Below are 19885 nucleotides of genomic sequence, written 5' to 3'. Positions count from 1 at the left end.
CGTTGGTCGGTGCTCTGGTGGTTGTGGTATTGGAGATTGCTGTTCCGTTGGTCGGCGCTTTGGCAGTGGTGTGACTGATGGTCGTTGCCCTGGTAGTGGTGGTCGGCATTCCGATGGTTGTTGTATTGGTGGTTACATTTGGTCTTGGCAATATTGTTGTACCAGAAAAGCTTGCACTTGAAGGGGTTACATTTCGTGCAGACAATGCTGTTGCAGCCGGGGCTGCAACTAAAAGGGCAAGGCCATAACAACTGGCACCCAGCCCCCCTAGCACCCCAATGGCTGCAATTGTTGTCTGGAACGGGTGATTGAGAATCCATTTAAACACTTTGGTCCCACAACTTCGATCATCCCGCCTCACGCCCGATTCGGCATCGCCTTGTTGAGTCTGGACGAATTTTTGAAGCTCATAACTATTTGAACGACCTACTTGATCCATGATGAATCTCCTCAGTACGAATTTTGATTGATGGCGCCATGCAACATCTGTAGATCAACCGATTAGTAAAAAGTTCACTTAGAAGTGATATTTTTTTCAGTTACCAAAAATTACCGTAAAGCATCGCCCAATCGGGCCGTGCCACGCGGAGCCTTCCGCTTGAGTGTTCATTCCTTGTTATCCAGCACCAGGAGGAGGCTGTCCAACAATAGCGCCCGTAGCGAGGATTATGAGGAATTTAGGGAAATTTCTGATTCTGAGGAGAATGGCGGGATTATTTGACAAAGAAGAATGATTTTTAGACCAATTTGCTGCCACCGCAGTAGCGCAGTCTATTCTCGTACAGCCTCCCGGCCCCCCCCCCGTCTACGCGACCCGGTTGCTTCGTCACCGTGAAAGTTCTCACCATAGTAACTTTTGTGCGATAACCAATTTTGGGCGACCAAAATGTTCTCCGGGCATCGAACTGGGAAACAGAAACGTTCTTGAGCGATCAAGAACTCACGCCCATAGGGCGGGGAGTGTCAGTGTTGTTAACCCTTCGTCTCACCCATTCGACATGGAAGTTATTCCGGGACGATTCCCCGGGGTTGCCTAACCTTGGGTTGTCTCTTGGTATCGCAGGTCTTTTAAGCTCAACCCTAACTCCACATCATGCTGTAACGTTGCCAGGCGTACCGATAGCTCGGCTTGCTCCCTCTGCTCCAGCACTTTCTTCAGCGCACCTTTTACCTTCACCTCCACCTCCACCTTCACCTCCACCTTCTCCCCCACCTTCTCCCCACCTGTCACATCAGGCTCGAATATTGCCTGTAAACTGCCAAACCGGTTAAGTAGCCCGGTTGCGCCTTTCTTTCCTACCCCTTCCACACCGGGAATATCTCCCACTCCTGCTATACCCCAGTAGTCCGGTAATTTCTCCGGGGTTATTCCATACTCTGTACGGACAGAGGTACTGTCAAAATTCTCTTTCTGGAAATGATCCCGTTGTATGACCAGCGGCGAATGGAGCAGCTGCCGGTAAGTCTTATCTGTTGACAGAATCACCGTTTTTACCTTGGCGGCAATGGCCTTGTGGGTAATGGCACCAATCACGTCGTCTGCTTCTACGCCGTTACGGCGAAAGGTCATTAGTCCCATCTGACGGAAAGCATTATTGAATTCAACCAGCCTCTGTCGTAAGACCATCGGCATCGGCTTACGCTGTGCTTTATATCCGGGCAGAAGCTGGTGTCTCCAGGTAGGAGGGTCACCATCAAAGACCATCAAAACATGGCTTGGGGTACACTCTCTGATGGCTCGTTGCACGGACGACAGTGTTGCGGATAAGGCACCATCTACCTGTTGGTTTTCATCGGCCTGAGGCTCCCTTGACGGGATAGCTGCATGGATGCGCCGTATCAGGTTCAGGGCATCAATCAGAAGCAGCGTTGGTGCCATATTATCGGTTGATTCCAGTGGTGATTATTTACCTTTGGCCATGATAGCGGAAATTTGCTCAAAGCATGCTGTGGATTTGTCCTGTGTTCTGGTATGTTAACGGACTGATACAGGTATAAATTCCAAAAATACGCGGTAATTCAGGAAGTTCCATGAATGATCATGATTTGACTGAGGCTCTTGCATTTGCAACCCAGTCTATCCGTGCAGGTTCGTTTCGCAGCGGTCAGCGTGAGCATAGCGAAGCCATTTATCTGAGTTCAAGTTTTGTTTATGACAGTGCGGCCCAGGCTCAGGCGGTTTTTGCCGGGGATGAACCGGGCAATGTCTATTCCCGTTATACCAACCCTTCAGTACAGATGCTGGAAGCACGCATGGCGGTGCTCGAAGGCAGTGAGGTTGACGACGACATTACCGCCTGTGCCACGGCTTCTGGCATGGCCGCTATTCTTGGCACCGGTATGGCGCTGCTGAAAAGTGGTGATCATGTTGTTTGTTCCCGCAATGTATTTGGCACCACATTTACCATCTTTGCCAAATATTTTGACAAGTTTGGCGTTAAAACCACGTTTGTTGATCTGGTGGATTATCAACAGTGGCGTGAGGCCATGACACCGCAGACCCGACTTCTCTTTCTGGAAACCCCTTCCAATCCATTGAGTGACGTGGCTGATCTTGAGGTTCTGGCGGAGATTGCCCACACTAACGACGCTTTGCTTATGGTTGATAACTGCTTCTGTACTCCAGCCCTGCAACGTCCACTGTCGTTTGGTTCTGACCTGGTGGTGCATTCGGCCACCAAATACATTGATGGTCAGGGACGCTGCCTGGGTGGCATGGTGGTTGGCAGGAAACAGTTCGTGGATGAGGTGCACTTATGGCAGCGGGCTGCAGGGGCAACCATGAGTCCGTTCAATGCCTGGGTGTTTTATAAAGGGCTGGAGACGCTCTCTGTGCGTATGGATGCCCATTGTCGTAACGCTTCAAAATTGGCGACGTGGCTCAGTCAGCATCCGGCGGTGGAGCGTGTCCATTATTCTGGTCTGGACTCCCACCCGGGGCATAAGCTGGCCAGAAAACAGCAAAAAGGGTTCGGTGGCGTGCTGGCCTTTGAAGTGCAAGGCGGCCGGGAGTCGGCCTGGAAAGTGATTGACAGTGTTCAGATTATGTCCCGAACTGCCAATTTGGGGGATACTCGCACGACCATTACCCATCCGGCAACAACGACACACTGTCGTTTGTCCGATGAAGACAAAATAAAGTCAGGCATTACAGAAAGCCTGGTTCGCATTGCTGTTGGTCTTGAGAATATAGAGGATCTTAAAACCGATCTGGAAAAGGGACTCAGCCAGTTGTCGTAAGCCCGGTGTGTTACTGTCCAGGGATGGTGCTCTAATAAAAACAAAGCTGGAACCATAATTTATGAACTCAACGCTGCAGAATTCTCTGGATGCACTGTCTGGTGTTATCCGGGGGAAAGACCGGGAACTCAGGTTGGCTTTGTGCTGTATGTTAGCCCGAGGTCATCTGTTAATCGACGATCTGCCCGGTATGGGGAAAACTGCTTTGGCCCTGTCACTGGCCCGATTGCTGGGGCTGGAGTATCAACGAATCCAGTTTACCAGTGACCTGTTGCCGACGGATATTCTGGGCGTTTCTATTTTTGATCGGGCGTCGTCTGAATTCCAGTTCAAGCCCGGTCCCGTGTTTTCCCAGCTGCTGCTGGCTGATGAAATCAATCGTGCTTCACCCCGAACCCAGAGTGCACTGCTGGAAGCCATGGAAGAGCGACAGGTGACCGTAGAAGGGCAGGGCAGATCGTTGCCTGAGCCGTTTGTGGTGATTGCTACCCAGAATCCGTTGACCCAACAGGGAACCTTTCCACTGCCTGAATCGCAGATGGATCGCTTTTTGATGTGCATTCCCATGGGGTACCCGGATACCGACTCGGAAAAAGCGATTCTCCGGGGAGAGGCCGGGCGGTTTCTGGTCAGCCAGCTGGATCAGTCAGTGACACCGGAGGCGTTTCTGCTGATGCAGCAGGAAGTCAATACCGTCCATGCCAGTGATCTTTTACTGGATTATGTGCTGCGATTACTGAAGGCCACCCGTGAAGAGGGGTATTTTGCCGTTGGCTTGTCGCCAAGGGCGGGTTTGGCACTGTTACAGGCAGCCCGGGCCTGGGCTTATATAGACGGCAGGGACTACCTGATTCCGGAAGATATTCAGGCGGTGTTTGTTCCGGTTGCCAATCACCGGCTGACCAAACAGGGCATATCGCCCGGTGAACTCCTTGGCCGCGTTAATGCCATGGTCTGAGTATTTCATCAATGAACATACTGACTGCATCAAGACAATGGCTGAGCAGCTATTTTCAGCAATGGGCTGACCAGCGCACACCCAGGGCGACCAGAGTTAAACTTAACCAGCGTCGTATTTATATTGTGCCGACAGGTTCCGGATTTTTATGGCTTGCCATGGTGCTGGTGATTTTTCTGGTGGGGGTCAATTACAGCAATTCACTGGCCTATGGGCTCTGCTTTTTTATGCTGAGCCTTTTTTTATTATCCATTCTTCATACCTGGCGGAACCTGGCCGGTATTACCCTGGTGGCCAGAGGGGCTGAAGCCGGGCATGCCGACGAGTTTATTCCCGTATCGATAGCGTGTCTCAATGAACGGCGACCACGTTACTCCATCGCCATTGGCTGGCCGGAGACGGAATCTGTTCTGGTTAGCTTTGATAGCGATACTGAACAGCGGCTGGTTGCCCCGGCTGGTTCTCGGGGATGGTTCCGGCCCGGGCGACTGCGTGTAGAAAGTATCTACCCCCTGGGATTATGCCGGGCATGGAGCTGGGTCCGTCTGGATTTTCGTTCCGTGGTGTATCCAGCACCTGATGACCGTTACCCATTACCGGAGAATGATATAGCGGACGATGGTGAGCGATCATTAACGGCTTCCGGCGTTGATGACTTTGCCGGGTTCAGAAGTTATCAGCAGACAGACTCTCCTGCCCATGTTTTCTGGAAAGGTTATGCCCGAACAGGAGAGCTGCTGACCAGGCAGTTTGATCAACCATCAGGCCGTGAACTCTGGTTTTCCATGGATCAGGTGCCGGATGGAGATCTTGAACAAAAGCTTTCTGTTTTGACCGCCTGGTGTCTGCAGTGTGATAAGCAACAGTATGCGTATGGTCTGGTTCTGGCAGGGCAGAAACTGGATCCATCAACCGGTGAGCTGCATTTGAAGGGGTGCCTGGAAATGCTGGCGCTGTATGAACTGGGGGATGGTATGGCCCGTTCTGGAGTGGTAAATGGCTAGCTTATCCGTTTCCCGTTATGCCACTCTCTGGTTACTGATTGCACAGGTTATGGTGGCATTGCCGGTGCTTGGGGTCCTGCCCGTTCCGGTACTTCCGCTGCTGCTGTGCACGGTGATTTGGCGTGCACTGATCTGGTTTGGCAGGGGGGCCTGGCCGTCGGATTTTATCAGACGGCTGTTGGTCGCTCTTTCCCTGGTACTTATTGTCACTTCTTCTGGTTTGCAGTTGTCACTGGAATTGGCGGTGGCTTTTCTGGTGACCGGTTATGCACTGAAAATGCTGGAAATGAAAACCCGCAGGGATGCGCTGGTGATCGCCTATATCGGCTTTTTTGTGGTGGGGGCCGGGGTGATCTATTCCCAGTCCTTGCTGCAGGCACTTTATCAGCTGTTGTGTGTGGGTCTATTGGTGACAGCGATTCATGCCATGTACGCGCCGGCTTATGGCTCTTCACTGACCTCTGGGATAAAAGGCAGTCTTCGTTTTACTGGCATCGTCATGCTGCAGGCCCTGCCTCTGACACTGGCGCTTTTTATCTTTGTTCCCCGTCTTGGTCCATTATGGGCCGTGCCCTGGCCTGAAGGAGAGGCTCAGACCGGGCTATCTGACACCATGCAGCCTGGAGATGTGGCAAGGCTCAGCCAGTCTTATGAGCTGGCTTTTCGGGCTCAGTTCACAGGTCCTGTACCACCGGCCAGGGAACGCTATTGGAGAACGCTGGTTCTTGATCAATATGACGGCGAACAGTGGCGGCAAAGTGACCTGGTGCGTTTATTGAGCCAGTTTCCGGGAGAAATTGCGGATGAACGAGACTGGCAGAGTAAATCGCCAGTGATTGATGGCTGGTGGCAGGTTCAGCCAGGGCAGTACAACTATGAAATCTTACTGGAACCCAGTGGTCGACAATGGCTTCCCGTTCTGGGGATGGCCGCTGCATCGGTTCCGAAAACCACCGTTTTGAGAACCTTACGACTTGAATCGGATAAACCTGTCTTCGAGCGACGGCTATACCAGCCTGCCCGGCAAATCGTGGTTGCACAGACGATCGCTATGCCTTCCTGGTTACTGGCTCTTAATAAGTCATTGCCTGCCAATGGCAACGTCCAGAGCCGTCTTTTGGCACAACAATTATTTGCCGAATCAGGTCGGGATCCGGTTACCATGGCGCGGCTGTTAATGGACTATTTCAACCAGGAGCCGTTTTACTACACATTGTCGCCACCGTTGATGGGGCAGAATGGGGTCGATCAATTTCTGTTTGAGCACCGCAGCGGCTTTTGTGAGCACTATGCCAGCAGCTTCGTGTTTATGATGCGCTCAGTGGGGATACCAGCACGAATTGTCACAGGCTACCTGGGAGGAGAGTATTTGCCGGAGGAACAGGTGGTCCGGGTACTTCAGCGGGATGCCCATGCCTGGGCAGAGATTTGGGTCAACGGACAGGGTTGGATGCGTTTTGATCCCACCGCAGCGGTAGCTCCAGAGCGGATTGATCTGGGTATTGATGACATGATTGAGCGGGGAGGATTGTTGCAGGGACAGATTCCCCTGGCCTACCGTTTTGGTCAAGTCGGCTTCTTCAAGTCGGTTCGACAGGGCTGGGAGCGGCTTGAGTATCGCTGGCAGAAGTCTGTGGTTCAGTACCAGCAGGAAAAGCAGCACTCTTTTATGAGTCAGTTGTTTGGTACCTCATCCTTTTACTGGCAGCAGATGGCAGTGCTTGGAGGGTTATTAGCGCTGCTGCTGATACTCTTCGGGATCTTTGCCCTGTATCAAAGGCCGGTGCCAAATCCTCATCAAAAGCTCTGGTTACGACTCGAAAGAAAATTGCTCAATAAGGGCTTTGAGCGCCGGGCAGGGGAGGGGCCAAAAGATTTCGCCTTGAGAGTGAACGCTGAAAATGCGGCGATAGGTGCACAGTTATTACCGATCGTTGATCTCTATATTCAGTCGGCATACTCAGGACGGGTGGGGGAGGATAAACCGTTGCCTGATCAGTTAAGTAAAATGATCAGGCAACTGTAAGTTACATTTATCAGCTGGCTTTGGCGATGATATCGTCAGCCGCCTTCTGATAAGACGCTACCTGGTCAAAATTGAGGTAACGATAGACGTCACCGGCCATGGCATCCAGGTTGCTGGCGTATTCCATATACTCCGCTACAGTGGGGATTTTGCCAAGAATAGCACCGACAGACGCCAGTTCAGCAGAGCACAGGTATACGTTAGCGCCATCCCCCAGGCGGTTAGGGAAGTTGCGGGTAGAGGTGGAGAGTACCGTTGCCCCCGGCTCTACCCGTGCCTGGTTACCCATGCACAGTGAGCAGCCGGGGATTTCGGTCCGCACACCATTGTCGTTATAGATGTTGTAATAGCCTTCCTCTTCCAGTTGTGCCTTGTCCATTTTGGTGGGAGGCGACATCCAGAAACGGGTTTTCAGTGGATCATGGTTCTGCTCCAGCAATTTCCCGGCCGCACGGAAGTGGCCGATATTGGTCATGCAGGAGCCCAGGAACACTTCGTCAACCCTGTCACCGGCAACATCTGACAGTGTACGTGCATCGTCCGGGTCGTTGGGCGCACAGAGAATAGGTTCCCTGATGTCCGCCAGATCGATTTCGATCACCTCGGCGTATTCCGCGTCGGCATCGGCACGCATCATGGTGGGGTTGGCCAGCCACTCTTCCATCTTGCGGGCACGACGTTCCAGGGTACGGGCATCGCCATAACCTTCGCTGATCATCCAGCGCAGCATGGTAACGTTGGACTTCAGGTATTCAGTGATGGATGCTTCAGACAGGGTGATGGTACAGCCAGCAGCAGAGCGTTCCGCAGAAGCATCGGACAGTTCGAAAGCCTGTTCAACGGTGAGGTTTTCCAGACCTTCAATTTCCAGAACACGGCCAGAGAAGGCATTCTTCTTACCTTTCTTCTCAACGGTCAGCAGGCCTTGCTTGATGCCGTAGAGTGGAATGGCGTGCACCAGATCACGAAGCGTGATGCCAGGCTGCATTTCACCCTTGAAACGGACCAGTACAGACTCAGGCATATCCAATGGCATGACTCCCGTTGCCGCGGCAAACGCCACGAGGCCAGAACCGGCAGGGAAAGAGATGCCCAGCGGAAAACGGGTGTGGGAGTCACCGCCAGTACCAACAGTATCGGGCAGCAGCATACGGTTCAGCCAGCTGTGGATGATACCGTCACCAGGGCGCAACGCAACGCCGCCCCGGTTCATGATGAAGTCCGGCAGGGTGTGGTGAGTTTCCACATCTACTGGCTTTGGATAGGCAGCAGTATGGCAGAAAGACTGCATGACCAGGTCTGAAGAGAAGCCCATACAGGCCAGGTCTTTCAATTCATCACGGGTCATCGGGCCGGTGGTGTCCTGGGAGCCGACAGTGGTCATTTTGGGTTCACAGTACTGGCCAGGACGGACACCGGGAACACCGCAGGCTTTACCGACCATCTTCTGGGCCAGGGTAAAACCATGGGTTGACTCTTTGGGTGGCTGCGGGCGGCGGAATATGTCGGAATGGCCCAGATCCAGCGCTTCACGGGCTTTGTCCGTCAGTCCACGACCGATGATCAGGTTGATACGGCCACCGGCCTGCACTTCGTCAAGAATAACGTCAGATTTGAAGGTGAACTCAGAGAGAACGTCCCCGGACTCAGAGAGAATCTTGCCATCGTAGGGGCGAATTTCGATCACATCTCCCATATTCAGCTGATCCACCGGAGCTTCAAACACCAGGGCACCGGCATCTTCCATGGTGTTGAAAAAAATAGGGGCGACCTTGCTGCCTATACAGATACCACCGGCACGCTTGTTGGGCACACCGGGAATATCATCGCCAAAGAACCAGAGTACTGAGTTGGTGGCGGACTTACGGGAAGAACCGGTGCCGACCACGTCACCCACAAAGGCAACCGGCAGGCCTTTGCCCTTGATGGCTTCAATTTGCTCAAGCGGGCCGGTAACGCCGTGCTCTTCAGGCTCAAGGCCATCACGGGTCATCTTGTAGGCGGCACGGGCGTGCAGAGGAATATCCGGGCGGGACCAGGCATCCGGGGCAGGGGACAGGTCATCGGTATTGGTTTCACCGGTCACCTTGAATACAGCGACCTTGATGCTTTCCGGTACGGCATCGCGCCGGGTGAACCACTCCGCTTCAGCCCAGGATTTAAGGACGGCCTGGGCGTTGGCGTTGCCCGCTTTGGCTTTCTCTTCCACATCGTGGAAAGAGTCGAACACCAGCAGGGTGTTTTTCAGCTGTTCAGCGGCAAGTTCACCCAGCTCAGTGCTGTCCAGAAGGGCAATCAGGGTTTCGATATTGTAACCACCCAGCATCATCCCCAATAGCTCAACCGCTTTCTTACTGCTCACCAGTGGCGATTCAGCTTCACCCTTGACGATGGCGGACAGGAATCCGGCCTTTACATAGGCTGCTTCATCAACGCCGGGAGGAATACGGTTTTCAAGGAGGTCCAGAATGTATTGTTCTTCACCTGCGGGTGGATTTTTCAGCAGTTCAACCAGGCCTGACACCTGCTCTGCATTTAACGGCTTGGGTGGGACACCCTCCCGGGCACGCTCTTCGACGTGTTTTCTGTAGGCTTCTAACACGAGTTCTACCCTCATCATCTGTGGCAGGCTCTTGGGCGATCCTTCGACAAACCATTATGGTTTTATGGGTCCGTCAGACGTTCCAAGGAAATCTTTACCAGTAACACTGGTGGCGCGGGCAGTATAGCGAAAGGTGCTTTTCAAGTTAAGTAAAGACCGTAATAGGCACTATTTTTTCTGTGAATGGTGGTTTCTGTGATTTATCCAAGAGCCCGAAGAAGCCGCACTAGCTGCTTCAGGCGGGATTGACCAAAGTCAGGATTCAATGATTTCGTAGCAGGGTTGGTAATGGCTTCCGGGCAGCTTCATCCGGTGCTGTGCAACAAACGACTGGAGAAGGGTATCCATTTGTTTCATCAGTTCCGGTTCACCGCTGAGCTGATATGGACCATGCTCACGAATCAGGTTGACACCGTCTTCTTTTATGTTTCCTGCGACAATGCCGGACATCGCACGGCGTAAATTGGCAGCCAGCTGGTGGGCCGGGAGATTGCTGTGCAGTTCCAGATTGGCCATGTTTTCATGGGTGGGATCAAACGGTTGCTGGAACTCCTGATCAATCTTTAGCAGCCAGTTAAAGTAATAGGCATCGCCATGGCGACGACGGAAGCGAGTGACTTGCTCCAGCCCTTTTGCCATGATCGTGGCCACTCTGGCTGGATTATTGACGATGATCTGATATTTCTCCCGGGCCTCTGTTCCCAGGGTGTTGCCGATGAATCTGTCTATCTGTTCAAAATAAGCCTCTGACCCGGCGGGGCCGGTCAGAATCATGGTCAGGGGAAGATCTTTATTGTCCGGGTGCAGGAGAATACCGATCATGTAGAGAATCTCTTCGCAGGTTCCCGGGCCACCGGGGAAGACGATAATCCCATGCCCCAGGCGGACAAACGCCTCCAGACGTTTTTCGATATCCGGCAGGATAATCAGCTCGTTGACGATGGGGTTAGGGGACTCGGCGGCGATGATGCCCGGCTCCGTCAGGCCAATAAAACGACCATGACTGATGCGCTGTTTGGCATGCCCGATGTAAGCGCCTTTCATGGGGCCTTTCATGGCTCCGGGGCCACAGCCAGTGCAGATATTCATTCTTCTCAGGCCCAGCTGATAGCCAACCAGCTTGGTGTATTCATATTCATCACGGCCAATGGAATGGCCTCCCCAGCAGACAACAATATTGGGGGTTTGTTTGGTGATGAACCCGTTGGCATTTCTGAGTACCTCAAACACCAGATGAGTGATGTCTGATGAGCTTCCATGGCTGAAGCGCTGGTCATTGGTGATCAGGAAAGAGACATACAGGATATCCCTGAGCACAGAAAACAGGTTTTCCCGAACGCCCCGGATCAGTTTCTTATCAACAAATGCCGAGGCGGGCGCGTTGATCAGCTCCAGTTTCAGCCCACGGTGTTCCTGAACAATGCGGATATCAAAATCGGTATAGGTTTGTAATAGCTCTTCTGCGCTGTCACCTTCCATCTCATCGCTCAGCACCGCCAGGGCGCATTGGCGGAACAGTCGGTGCAGGCCTGCTTTGGTATTATCCTGAAGAATATTGACTTCCCGGCTGGACAGTACTCGCATGGAACCTACCGGGTTAACAACGGCGGAGACTACATTGGTTTTACTCATCATGCCCCCTTGGAGGGTGGTGTTTGGTGTCCGACAGCGTCTTTGCGGTGGTTATGGCAGATACTGGTGAGGACAAAGATGTATTTAACTAACTATCGGGTGCTGTGGGTTGAAATCGAGTGAAAATGACAGTTTTTACCTTTGGTCAATTATACCGGTTTTGGTCGTTTCCGATCAGTCTCGACGAGCAGCTCTGACAAGTTGCAAATACAAATGCCTTGATCAGATTCCCGGACAGGCTTTCGGGTTACTCAGGTTAAAGTGGCTCTTTTTTGGGACGGAAATATCTCAGAACTAAAAGAATGCTTCCAGCGTCAGGGGTAGAACGATTTTCTGCCAGGAACAACCCGTAATAAACCTTCAGGCACTCATTTCTGCCGCCTCACTGAACTATCGAATGAATCTGCTGTCTAACCATTGTTTCAGATCAGCTTTGATGATTACGTTGATTTTGAGATGTTTTAAAGCATCATAAGATGTGAAATACCTTTTTTAAGGGTTACTTAAAAAATACAATCTATTTTAAGGAGTATTGATAATGCACTCGAATTCACTGTATCCACCACTCGACCGATTTACTCAGCATCCGACAGGTTCGCCGCCCGGGGTTGTGCCTGCAACTGCGCATTCTGAGGCTATGAGCGGAGTTTATCGTACTCGCACTGGCAAAGCATTACGATGTTCAGAACGCACTATCGATCAGCTGGATCGTTTTTTATGTCAACTTTCACATCCCAATGAAAGGCATATCATAGAGGCTCCATCAATCAATGCCATTGCTATTGACCCAACTCGAAAAATTATGGACCTAAATTCGGCTTGCGATGATCAGTCTTTACGGAACGATCTTGGAGAGACTGAATGGGCAGCTTGTGCAGGCTGTATCCCCGAGGGTGATCTTTATTCCGGTCTTAAAGAACACGAGGGGCTCACTGAGTTATCAAAAACTTTCCCTGTTTATTGTGCGAGAGAGTTAGACAAAGCTACCGGGTACCCGCATAACGAATGTGGTGAGCGTGTTATGTTAAGTGCATTGCCTGAGCATTACAAAACTGCTCACCCCGAATCAGGTCAACTGATTCAGTTTTCTCCTGTTGAGAATAACCCAGTGGATGATCAGAGCAGACCGCTTGCGCTAATGCCATCAGCTCCCTCTGACTGGGAACCGGCAGGAGCAATGGCTATTTCGCCTGCAGATCAGGATCAGTCCGCTGTGTTAACAACCATTCAAGATCAAATGAAAAGAGTGGTGTCTGCAGTTGAGAATCTCAAGATCGGGGTTGGCGAAACTTTTCTAAAATACGATAAAACTATTCAAAGTCACGCTGAAACTATCGATTTTCAAAATAAAACTATTAAGATGCACGCTGATACTCTGCGAAGTCTTGTCGATGGAATGTGTGAGCTAAAGTCAAAAAATGAGAACGCTGAAACTCTGCGAAGTCTTGCCGCTGATATACGTGAGCTAAAGGCACAGCAAGAGGCTATTCAATCTAGTCTCAATGAGCTGAGGAATTTGTCCATGCTAGAGTATTTGCAACGATTTGAAGCACTTGAACAAACTGTGAAAGAGCTTGGTAAGCCCAATCTTGCGATAAATACTCCAGATGAACCGCTCAGGCCCAATGCCAACGGAATTCTTGAGTGGAAGCTGGAAAATTTCAGTAGGACTGTAATGCAGACCGTTATGATGAGTACTTCACCCAAGACCCTTCACAGCGACTCTTTTTACACAGATGGATACAGGCTGCGTGCACAAATATACGTACCATCCGGTCATTATGACAAGGAGGAGGACAGGGACCACGTTGGCGTGTATATTCAGGTTGTGAAGGGTGAGCATGATGAAGATGTGCCTTGGCCCATGCAGAAAATAGTAACCGTCGAAGTGGTTAATAAAGAGCATGTAGCATGCAACACAATGAGTTTTACTACGGTTGATCAAGATGAGAATTTTCAAAAACCAATCGGTGAGCATAATAGGCCCTTTGGTTTTCCACATTTCTTGCCTCTGCCTTTTTTGGATGATCTGCAGCATGAGGATGAAAGCCTTCATCTCAGAATATCGGTAACAGATAATCCTGAGTAAAATTCCTATAAAACCATTCACAAATTGTTTTTGTCCCTTCCATATGCTTAGCCCAGACAGTTGTTGCTGTCTGGTGCAAGCCTTCGGCGATGGATCCTTCATTTTGTATTTTGATGGATACACGGCATGCATGTCTTTATGCTTCCCCAAGCTGGTGTCCAGCAGCCCTGATTTTCTGTTTCCGATTATCAATAGCTTGATATAAGATGTTGCCAAAATAACAAAAGGCAGATAACAGGAGATCCCGATGCCTGGCCAGCAAGAGGTGAAAACGTCCGTGGAAAGTGTAGTGGTGGTTGATGATCATAATTTTGTTCTCGGGTCCGTTCCCAGGGGGAAAATGCGAGAAGAAGCACTTTGTCACAGGGCAACCTATATTTTTGTCTTCAACTCAACCGGACAGCTTTATGTGCAGGAAAGAACCCTCAATAAGGATATCTATCCGGGCTACTTTGATCCTGCTACGGGGGGCGTGGTTACTGAGGGAGAAAGCTACGATCAGGCGGCTGAACGGGAGCTGGCTGAGGAGCTTGGTATCGAGAATGTGCCCATCACCTCGCATTTTCACTTTTTTTTCCATAATGATGACTGTGAGGTCTGGGGCAGGGTCTACAGCTGTTACTATGACGGTCCCTTGACCCTGCAGGAAGAAGAGGTTGCCAGTGTGGTGCTGGAATCACCGCAAGAGGTATTGTCTAACCGCAACCACAGACGTTATACACCAGACAGTCTGGCTGCTCTTGAGAGACTGGTTCACTGTCTTGACACATTCTGATGTATGCCTTGGCGACGATAGGTAGTGTATGTTTACAGGTATTGTGAGGGGATTTTTTCCGGTTGGTCGAATTGAAAAATTGAACCAACTCTACCGTATGACGGTGCTTTTGCCGTCTACCTTGCTGGAAGGCCTGGAAACAGGAGCCAGTATTGCGGTGAATGGATGCTGTTTGACGGTGACTGCTTTTGACCGGGAAAGTGCCACGTTCGATGTGATGAAAGAGACCCTGAGGGTTACTAACTTGGGGGCGCTGGAAGAAGGTGATCAAGTCAATATTGAAAGAGCTGCACGTTTTGGTGATGAAATTGGCGGGCATCTGCTCTCTGGCCACATTCACGATACTGTTCAGATCTGCGACATCAAGCAAGAACAGAACAATGTGACAGTGTGCTTCCAATTTGCGCCTGAATGGCAAGATTATATCCTGCCTAAAGGCTATGTTTCTTTAAATGGCTGCAGTCTGACTATTGGCGAGAAGGTAGATGAGAGACGATTTTGTGTTCACCTGATTCCCGAAACCCTGCGAACCACATCATTTGGTACTGCCGAGGTTGGGGATAGAGTTAACCTGGAAATAGATAGCCAGACCCAGGCTATCGTTACTACGGTGAAACATTATCTGGAATCAACTGGCGTATAATATGTCGTGATTTAGCTCCCGGAGGCTTTTCATGTCATTGTCGTTTATATACTTTTACTATTTTAATAATTCTAAATATGATTATTATGTCTTATATCTCAGTTGAAAAATGTTGCTGCACAGCCCAGAATTAAATTGCTCACTAGCGTGTCCAAACGGGATTAGTTCCCGCTGCTATTGAAAGAGTGATCAAGAAAACGCCACCCGTCAGGGTGGCGTTTTTTATTTACGGTAAGATAGGGGTTGCTCTACTTGCCTCTCTTTTCCTTGCCTTTGCCAGCCGCTGGAAATGCAATTTTATATACATCGTCATATTGGCTGGCAAAATGTACCGAGATACCTTCACGAATGTAATCCGGTAGCTCATCAAAGTCTCTGCGGTTATCTTCCGGCAGCACCAGGTTCATAATTCCCTGCCGTCGGGCTGCAATCACCTTTTCTCTTATACCGCCCACTGCCAAAACTTTGCCAGTCAGGGTCAGCTCGCCGGTCATCGCCAGATTTTTCAGGGGTTTAATGCCTTTGGCCAGAGAGATTAGTGCGGTTGTCATGGTTATACCGGCACTGGGGCCATCTTTCGGAGTGGCGCCTTCCGGAACATGGAGGTGTATAAATGCTGTTTTCAGAAAGTCTTCCTTAATTCCCAGCTTTTTCGCGTGGCTGGTGGTATAGCTGTAGGAGATTTCAGCCGACTCTTTCATCACCTCGCCCAGCTTGCCAGTCAGTTTAAAGCCGGCTTTTTGCTGATGTATCAGGCAGGCTTCTACAGGGAGTGTGGCACCACCCATTGCGGTCCATGCAAGGCCGGTGACGATACCAATACCTTCCATGGTTTTTTCTTTGCGAAAGTAGGGGGCTCCAAGGAAGTCTTCCAGGTTTTTTGCCGTCACCGTCAGCTTGTTTTCATCATGTTCCAGGAATTTGACGACGACTTTTCGAATGATTTTTTGCAACAATTTCTCAAAATGACGAACCCCTGCTTCCCGGGCATAACCATCAATAATTTTACGGAAGATGGTATCTGATATTCTCAGCTGGTTCTTTTTGAGTCCGGCTTTGTCCAGTTGTTTGGGCCATAGGTGATTCTTGGCAATCGCCACCTTCTCTTCGGTGATATAGCCGGACAGTCTGATCACATCCATTCGATCAAGCAGTGGGCCCGGAATAGTATCTAACTGATTGGCTGTACAAATGAACAGGACTTTTGACAGATCAATTCTCATGTCCAGATAGTGGTCAAGAAACTCGCTGTTTTGTTCAGGATCCAATACCTCAAGCAGGGCAGATGCGGGATCCCCACGGAAGGAAGCACCAATTTTATCAATCTCATCCAGCATGATGACCGGGTTGGAGACTTTTACCTCCTTCAGCGCCTGAACCAGCTTGCCGGGCATCGCACCAATATAGGTACGACGATGTCCTTTAATCTCAGCTTCATCTCTCATGCCACCCAGGCTGAAACGGTAAAATTTTCGGTCCAGGGCCTTGGCCACGGACTTGCCAATAGAGGTTTTGCCCACACCAGGGGGGCCGACAAGCAGCATAATGGAGCCGGATATTTCTTCCCGATAGGCACCTACTGCCAGAAACTCGACAATGCGCTCTTTAACGTCCTCAAGCCCGTCATGGTCAGAACTGAGCACGTTTCTTGCGTGATGAAGGTCAAGATTATCTTCGGAGTAGAGACCAAAGGGGACAGACGTTGCCCAATCAAGATAATTTCTGCACACAGCGTATTCAGGGGAGCCGGTTTCCAGAATAGAAAGCTTTTTCAGCTCATCATTGATTTTACTCTTGGCACTTTCAGGGACGACCAGCTTTTCCAGTCTTTGCTGAAACTGCTCAATCTCGGCAGTTCGGTCATCTTTCGATATGCCCAGCTCTTTTTGAATGACTTTAAGCTGTTCCTTCAGAAAGAACTCGCGCTGATGGTTACTGATTTTCCGGTTAACTTCTGCATTTATTTCACTCTGGAGTCGGGCAACCTCCTGCTCTTTGCGAATCAGCACCAGTACCTTTTCCATCCTGCGTTGAACAGGAATGGTTTCCAGCACCTCCTGAAGCTCTTGTCCGGGAGCGGTAGTAATAGCTGCTGCAAAATCCGCCAGAGGCGATGGGTCTTTGGGACTGAAGCGGTTCAGATAATTTTTCAGCTCCTCGCTGTACAGGGGATTCAGCGGGATAAGCTCTTTGATCGCCTGAATCAGTGCCAGTGCATAGGCTTTTACTTCATCACTGTCATCTGCAGGGGTGTCGATGTAATCCACCTGAACAAGGTAGGGGGGGCGCCGACGCAACCACTGTCGTATTCTGAAACGTTGCATTCCAAGGGCAATAAACTGAACCTGATCATTGTCTGAAACAATATTATGGATTTTGACAACGCAGCCTACCTGGGGAAAGTCTTCCGGAGCGACGTCTATGCCGGGCAAACGGCCAACAAAACTGAGACCAACCGCTTTGTGAGGGCTCTGGCCAACACGCTGCAGTGTTTCTCCCCACTCCTGATTGCTGAATACTAACGGTTGTACCTGGGCAGGAAAGAAAGGTCGGTTGGAAACGGGGATCAGATAGAGTTTATCTGGCAGTGACTGGTTTGGAAGTACAAGGCCAGTACTGGTTTTCTGACCGTCTTCATCGCCACTGATCACTTCGGGGTTGTTTGGATCCTGATCTGTCATAGTCTGTCTGCAAAAGCTGATTTAACAGGAAAGTCTGGTTGATATTCTGTTGCAAAGACATGGTTTACCGAGCTTTATCGAAGCCTGGACTCACCCATTACTCTGTGCTTCAACCTTGTGTTCTGAATAGTCTATTTTGAGGCTTATCCAGTAATTTCAATAGTCAATGGACTTAAGTATGGTTTAGATAGTCAGGATTGGTAATGGGAATATTGGGCCACTGACCAATGGCAATGGATAGGGTTTGATGCCGGGAGGCCTTTCGGCTGATGAATTGTCAGTCACTATGCAATGCACAACGCAGGCAGTGTAGCCGTAGTTATGTGACCGGTTGTCACGCCCCATGACTTGCAGGAGCCAGAGTAACGCAGAAGCAGTTGCCGAGAGTGACTGATCACTTGGTCGGAAATCAGAATTTCATTTGGTTAACTACTCCGTTTCAGCTGTCTTTTAAAGAACAGGTTTTGGGGGTTGCTCCGGCTGCGTGATAATAAGATCCGCTTATCTGTTCAGGAATTTTTTGTCTTGCAGTTACCTCTGGCATTGCCTTGAATGTCCTTAACGATGGTTTATTTAACAGGCTGTTTTATAGACAATCTATCAATAGCAGATTATGTCTCAATATTAAGGAGCAATTGATATGGATTTAAAAACCCTCTTTTTTCTAGGCGCATCTTTTTTCAGTATCTCCGTATTCGGGGCCGACCAGAAATCCCGGTCTGCTGATCCGAAAGTTAATGTGAATCAGGCAACCATAGAACAGCTTGATAAAGGACTTCTCGGGGTTGGGCCCCGTATCGCAATGGAAATTGTCAAGCATCGTGACCAGCATGGTCCTTATCAGAGCTTTGATGATTTGGATAAGGTGAAATACGTTGGCAGCAGAATGCTGGATAAAAATAAAAAACGTATAGTCTTTGACTGATCTGTCTGGAAGGCTGACCGGCGATAGTTTTCGGGAAGCCTGACTGTGTTCAGGCTTCCCCGGGTAATTTTTATCTCCATTCAAGTGGTCTGATAAACGATGGATATCCCGATCCATCGATGGCTTTTCAGATCATGTTCTTACCATACCGTCACCAAAAAGACACTCTCCCCGGGCAGCAGAATCGGAGAAATTTGGTTAGCTACTTATTGGTGTATTTCTTGGATAATATTGATTCAATATGTTATGAAGCATCCAGCGTTTTGGTTCGTTGCTTGTACAAAGATGTGAATGGACTGTTATTTTTTCTTGGCTCACGGACATGCCATGGGCCTGAGTTGGGGGATTTGTGAGGGACACTGGATTACAGTCTGGCCTGACGTTTGCCGTTGGGGCATTTGCCTTGTGGGGGTTGATCCCCATCTATTTCAAAATTCTGGAACAGGTGCCGCCTTTGGAAGTGCTTGCGCATCGAGTTTTCTGGTCATCGCTTTTGCTGGTTTGTTTTTTATCTTTTCGCCATAAACTGAAAGGGGTCCTTGAGATAATACAGTCACCCCGGATACTGGGCTGGTTGGTTTTGTCGTCACTGCTTATTGCTGGAAATTGGCTCTGTTTTATCTGGGGGGTTACCAATGACAGGATTCTTGAAACCAGCCTCGGTTATTACATTAACCCGCTGATCAGTGTTTTTTTTGGCTATTGTTTTCTGGGGGAACGCCTGACCCGATACCAGATGCTGGCGGTATTTTTAGCTGCAGCAGCGGTATCAATGCAGATATTGTTACTGGGTAGACTGCCCTGGGTCGCTTTTGTGCTGGCCCTGTGTTTCGCGTTTTATGGTTTGATCCGTAAAAGAATTAAAGTCGATGCGACCACTGGACTGGCTATTGAGACACTGCTTTTGATGCCCCCCGTCGCTTTCTATTTTCTATGGCTGCTGGGTAATGATGCCCATGCTTTTCGCTTTTGCGATCCTGATACCAGTCTTCTCCTGGCCCTTTCCGGGTTTGTGACCACGATACCTCTGGTATTGTTCAATATGGCTGCGCAAAAGTTGTCGTTGACTGTTTTGGGAATCATGCAGTACCTGGCGCCATCCATTTCATTTCTGGTTGGTGTGACGATTTACAATGAGCCGCTGGGTTTGGTTCAGATGGCTACCTTTGCTTTGATATGGCTTGCACTGGCCATTTTTACCCTGGATGGCCTCTTGCGACATAAGCGACAGCGTGATCGGATGGAAGCCCCACACGCAGGGCGATAGAATCGGCCTTACGATCGTTCCAATCAAGGCTAATTTAAACGAC

14 protein-coding genes are annotated in these 19885 nt (G+C 50.0%); 9 read left to right on the top strand and 5 right to left on the bottom strand.

Going from position 1 to position 19885, the window contains the following annotated elements; genetic code table 11:
• The coding region (locus KDK14_RS03975; RefSeq protein ID WP_257263724.1) for a hypothetical protein at window positions 1–439 on the bottom strand (439 nt) is incomplete at its 3' end.
• Between the two features lie 594 nt (window positions 440–1033).
• Window positions 1034–1879, bottom strand: coding sequence for a 5'-3' exonuclease H3TH domain-containing protein (locus tag KDK14_RS03970; RefSeq protein WP_257263723.1), 846 nt, complete (start codon window positions 1877–1879; stop codon window positions 1034–1036).
• Window positions 1880–2031: 152 nt separating this feature from the next.
• On the opposite strand from KDK14_RS03970, the gene KDK14_RS03965 reads away from it, so the two are divergent.
• The 4 genes from KDK14_RS03965 (at window position 2032) to KDK14_RS03950 (ending at window position 7228) form a co-directional block, all read left to right on the top strand.
• Window positions 2032–3240: an O-succinylhomoserine sulfhydrylase gene (locus KDK14_RS03965; RefSeq protein WP_257263722.1), complete on the top strand. Its 1209-nt coding sequence runs from the start codon at window positions 2032–2034 to the stop codon at window positions 3238–3240.
• 61 nt (window positions 3241–3301) lie between these two features.
• Window positions 3302–4198, top strand: coding sequence for a MoxR family ATPase (locus KDK14_RS03960; protein ID WP_257263721.1), 897 nt, complete (start codon window positions 3302–3304; stop codon window positions 4196–4198).
• Between the two features lie 11 nt (window positions 4199–4209).
• Complete coding sequence (locus KDK14_RS03955) at window positions 4210–5202, top strand: DUF58 domain-containing protein (protein ID WP_257263720.1); 993 nt, start codon at window positions 4210–4212, stop codon at window positions 5200–5202.
• Window positions 5195–7228 (top strand): DUF3488 and transglutaminase-like domain-containing protein, encoded by a 2034-nt coding sequence (locus tag KDK14_RS03950; RefSeq protein WP_257263719.1) that lies wholly within the window; start codon window positions 5195–5197, stop codon window positions 7226–7228. The genes KDK14_RS03955 and KDK14_RS03950 overlap by 8 nt, the downstream gene beginning before the upstream one ends.
• 10 nt (window positions 7229–7238) lie before the next feature.
• On the opposite strand, the gene acnB is transcribed toward KDK14_RS03950, so the two are convergent.
• Together acnB and ppnN are read right to left on the bottom strand one after the other, a co-directional pair.
• Entirely contained in the window at window positions 7239–9830 is a 2592-nt protein-coding gene (acnB, locus tag KDK14_RS03945; RefSeq protein WP_257263725.1) for a bifunctional aconitate hydratase 2/2-methylisocitrate dehydratase, read from the bottom strand.
• A 255-nt stretch (window positions 9831–10085) separates the two neighbouring features.
• The gene (gene ppnN / locus KDK14_RS03940) at window positions 10086–11462 is read right to left on the bottom strand and encodes a nucleotide 5'-monophosphate nucleosidase PpnN (RefSeq protein ID WP_257263718.1); all 1377 of its coding nucleotides are present in this window, start codon (window positions 11460–11462) and stop codon (window positions 10086–10088) included.
• Between the two features lie 538 nt (window positions 11463–12000).
• Here ppnN and KDK14_RS03935 point away from each other — a divergent pair.
• The 3 genes from KDK14_RS03935 (at window position 12001) to KDK14_RS03925 (ending at window position 14969) form a co-directional block, all read left to right on the top strand.
• The gene (locus tag KDK14_RS03935) at window positions 12001–13551 is read left to right on the top strand and encodes a hypothetical protein (RefSeq protein ID WP_257263717.1); all 1551 of its coding nucleotides are present in this window, start codon (window positions 12001–12003) and stop codon (window positions 13549–13551) included.
• A 247-nt stretch (window positions 13552–13798) separates the two neighbouring features.
• A complete protein-coding gene (gene yfcD, locus KDK14_RS03930; RefSeq protein WP_257263716.1) occupies window positions 13799–14326 on the top strand; it encodes an NUDIX hydrolase YfcD in 528 nt (175 codons plus the stop codon).
• Window positions 14327–14354: 28 nt separating this feature from the next.
• Window positions 14355–14969 (top strand): riboflavin synthase subunit alpha, encoded by a 615-nt coding sequence (locus tag KDK14_RS03925; protein WP_257263715.1) that lies wholly within the window; start codon window positions 14355–14357, stop codon window positions 14967–14969.
• A gap of 248 nt (window positions 14970–15217) precedes the next feature.
• Here KDK14_RS03925 and lon read toward each other — a convergent pair whose 3' ends face one another.
• The gene (lon, locus tag KDK14_RS03920; RefSeq protein ID WP_257263714.1) at window positions 15218–17650 is read right to left on the bottom strand and encodes an endopeptidase La; all 2433 of its coding nucleotides are present in this window, start codon (window positions 17648–17650) and stop codon (window positions 15218–15220) included.
• Window positions 17651–18290: 640 nt separating this feature from the next.
• Between lon and KDK14_RS03915 the strand changes: the two genes are divergently transcribed.
• A complete protein-coding gene (locus KDK14_RS03915; protein WP_257263713.1) occupies window positions 18291–18575 on the top strand; it encodes a helix-hairpin-helix domain-containing protein in 285 nt (94 codons plus the stop codon).
• 349 nt (window positions 18576–18924) lie between these two features.
• Window positions 18925–19842, top strand: coding sequence for an EamA family transporter RarD (rarD, locus tag KDK14_RS03910; RefSeq protein ID WP_257263712.1), 918 nt, complete (start codon window positions 18925–18927; stop codon window positions 19840–19842).
• Window positions 19843–19885 lie beyond the last annotated feature (43 nt).

Source organism: Endozoicomonas sp. ONNA2 (genome assembly GCF_024606365.1).
Classification (GTDB): Bacteria; Pseudomonadota; Gammaproteobacteria; order Pseudomonadales; family Endozoicomonadaceae; genus Endozoicomonas.
Note: the sequence above shows the minus strand (reverse complement) of the source record. Positions and strands in the feature narration are given on the sequence as shown.

What these genes read in the sequence shown, in the direction of transcription:
- KDK14_RS03970 (WP_257263723.1), bottom strand. Translation starts at nt 1,879, where the DNA reads ATGGCACCAACGCTGCTTCTGATTGATGCCCTGAACCTGATACGGCGC.
- KDK14_RS03960 (WP_257263721.1), top strand. Translation starts at nt 3,302, where the DNA reads ATGAACTCAACGCTGCAGAATTCTCTGGATGCACTGTCTGGTGTTATC.
- KDK14_RS03965 (WP_257263722.1), top strand. Translation starts at nt 2,032, where the DNA reads ATGAATGATCATGATTTGACTGAGGCTCTTGCATTTGCAACCCAGTCT.
- KDK14_RS03950 (WP_257263719.1), top strand. Translation starts at nt 5,195, where the DNA reads ATGGCTAGCTTATCCGTTTCCCGTTATGCCACTCTCTGGTTACTGATT.
- KDK14_RS03955 (WP_257263720.1), top strand. Translation starts at nt 4,210, where the DNA reads ATGAACATACTGACTGCATCAAGACAATGGCTGAGCAGCTATTTTCAG.
- yfcD (WP_257263716.1), top strand. Translation starts at nt 13,799, where the DNA reads ATGCCTGGCCAGCAAGAGGTGAAAACGTCCGTGGAAAGTGTAGTGGTG.
- KDK14_RS03935 (WP_257263717.1), top strand. Translation starts at nt 12,001, where the DNA reads ATGCACTCGAATTCACTGTATCCACCACTCGACCGATTTACTCAGCAT.
- ppnN (WP_257263718.1), bottom strand. Translation starts at nt 11,462, where the DNA reads ATGAGTAAAACCAATGTAGTCTCCGCCGTTGTTAACCCGGTAGGTTCC.
- lon (WP_257263714.1), bottom strand. Translation starts at nt 17,650, where the DNA reads ATGACAGATCAGGATCCAAACAACCCCGAAGTGATCAGTGGCGATGAA.
- KDK14_RS03925 (WP_257263715.1), top strand. Translation starts at nt 14,355, where the DNA reads ATGTTTACAGGTATTGTGAGGGGATTTTTTCCGGTTGGTCGAATTGAA.
- KDK14_RS03915 (WP_257263713.1), top strand. Translation starts at nt 18,291, where the DNA reads ATGGATTTAAAAACCCTCTTTTTTCTAGGCGCATCTTTTTTCAGTATC.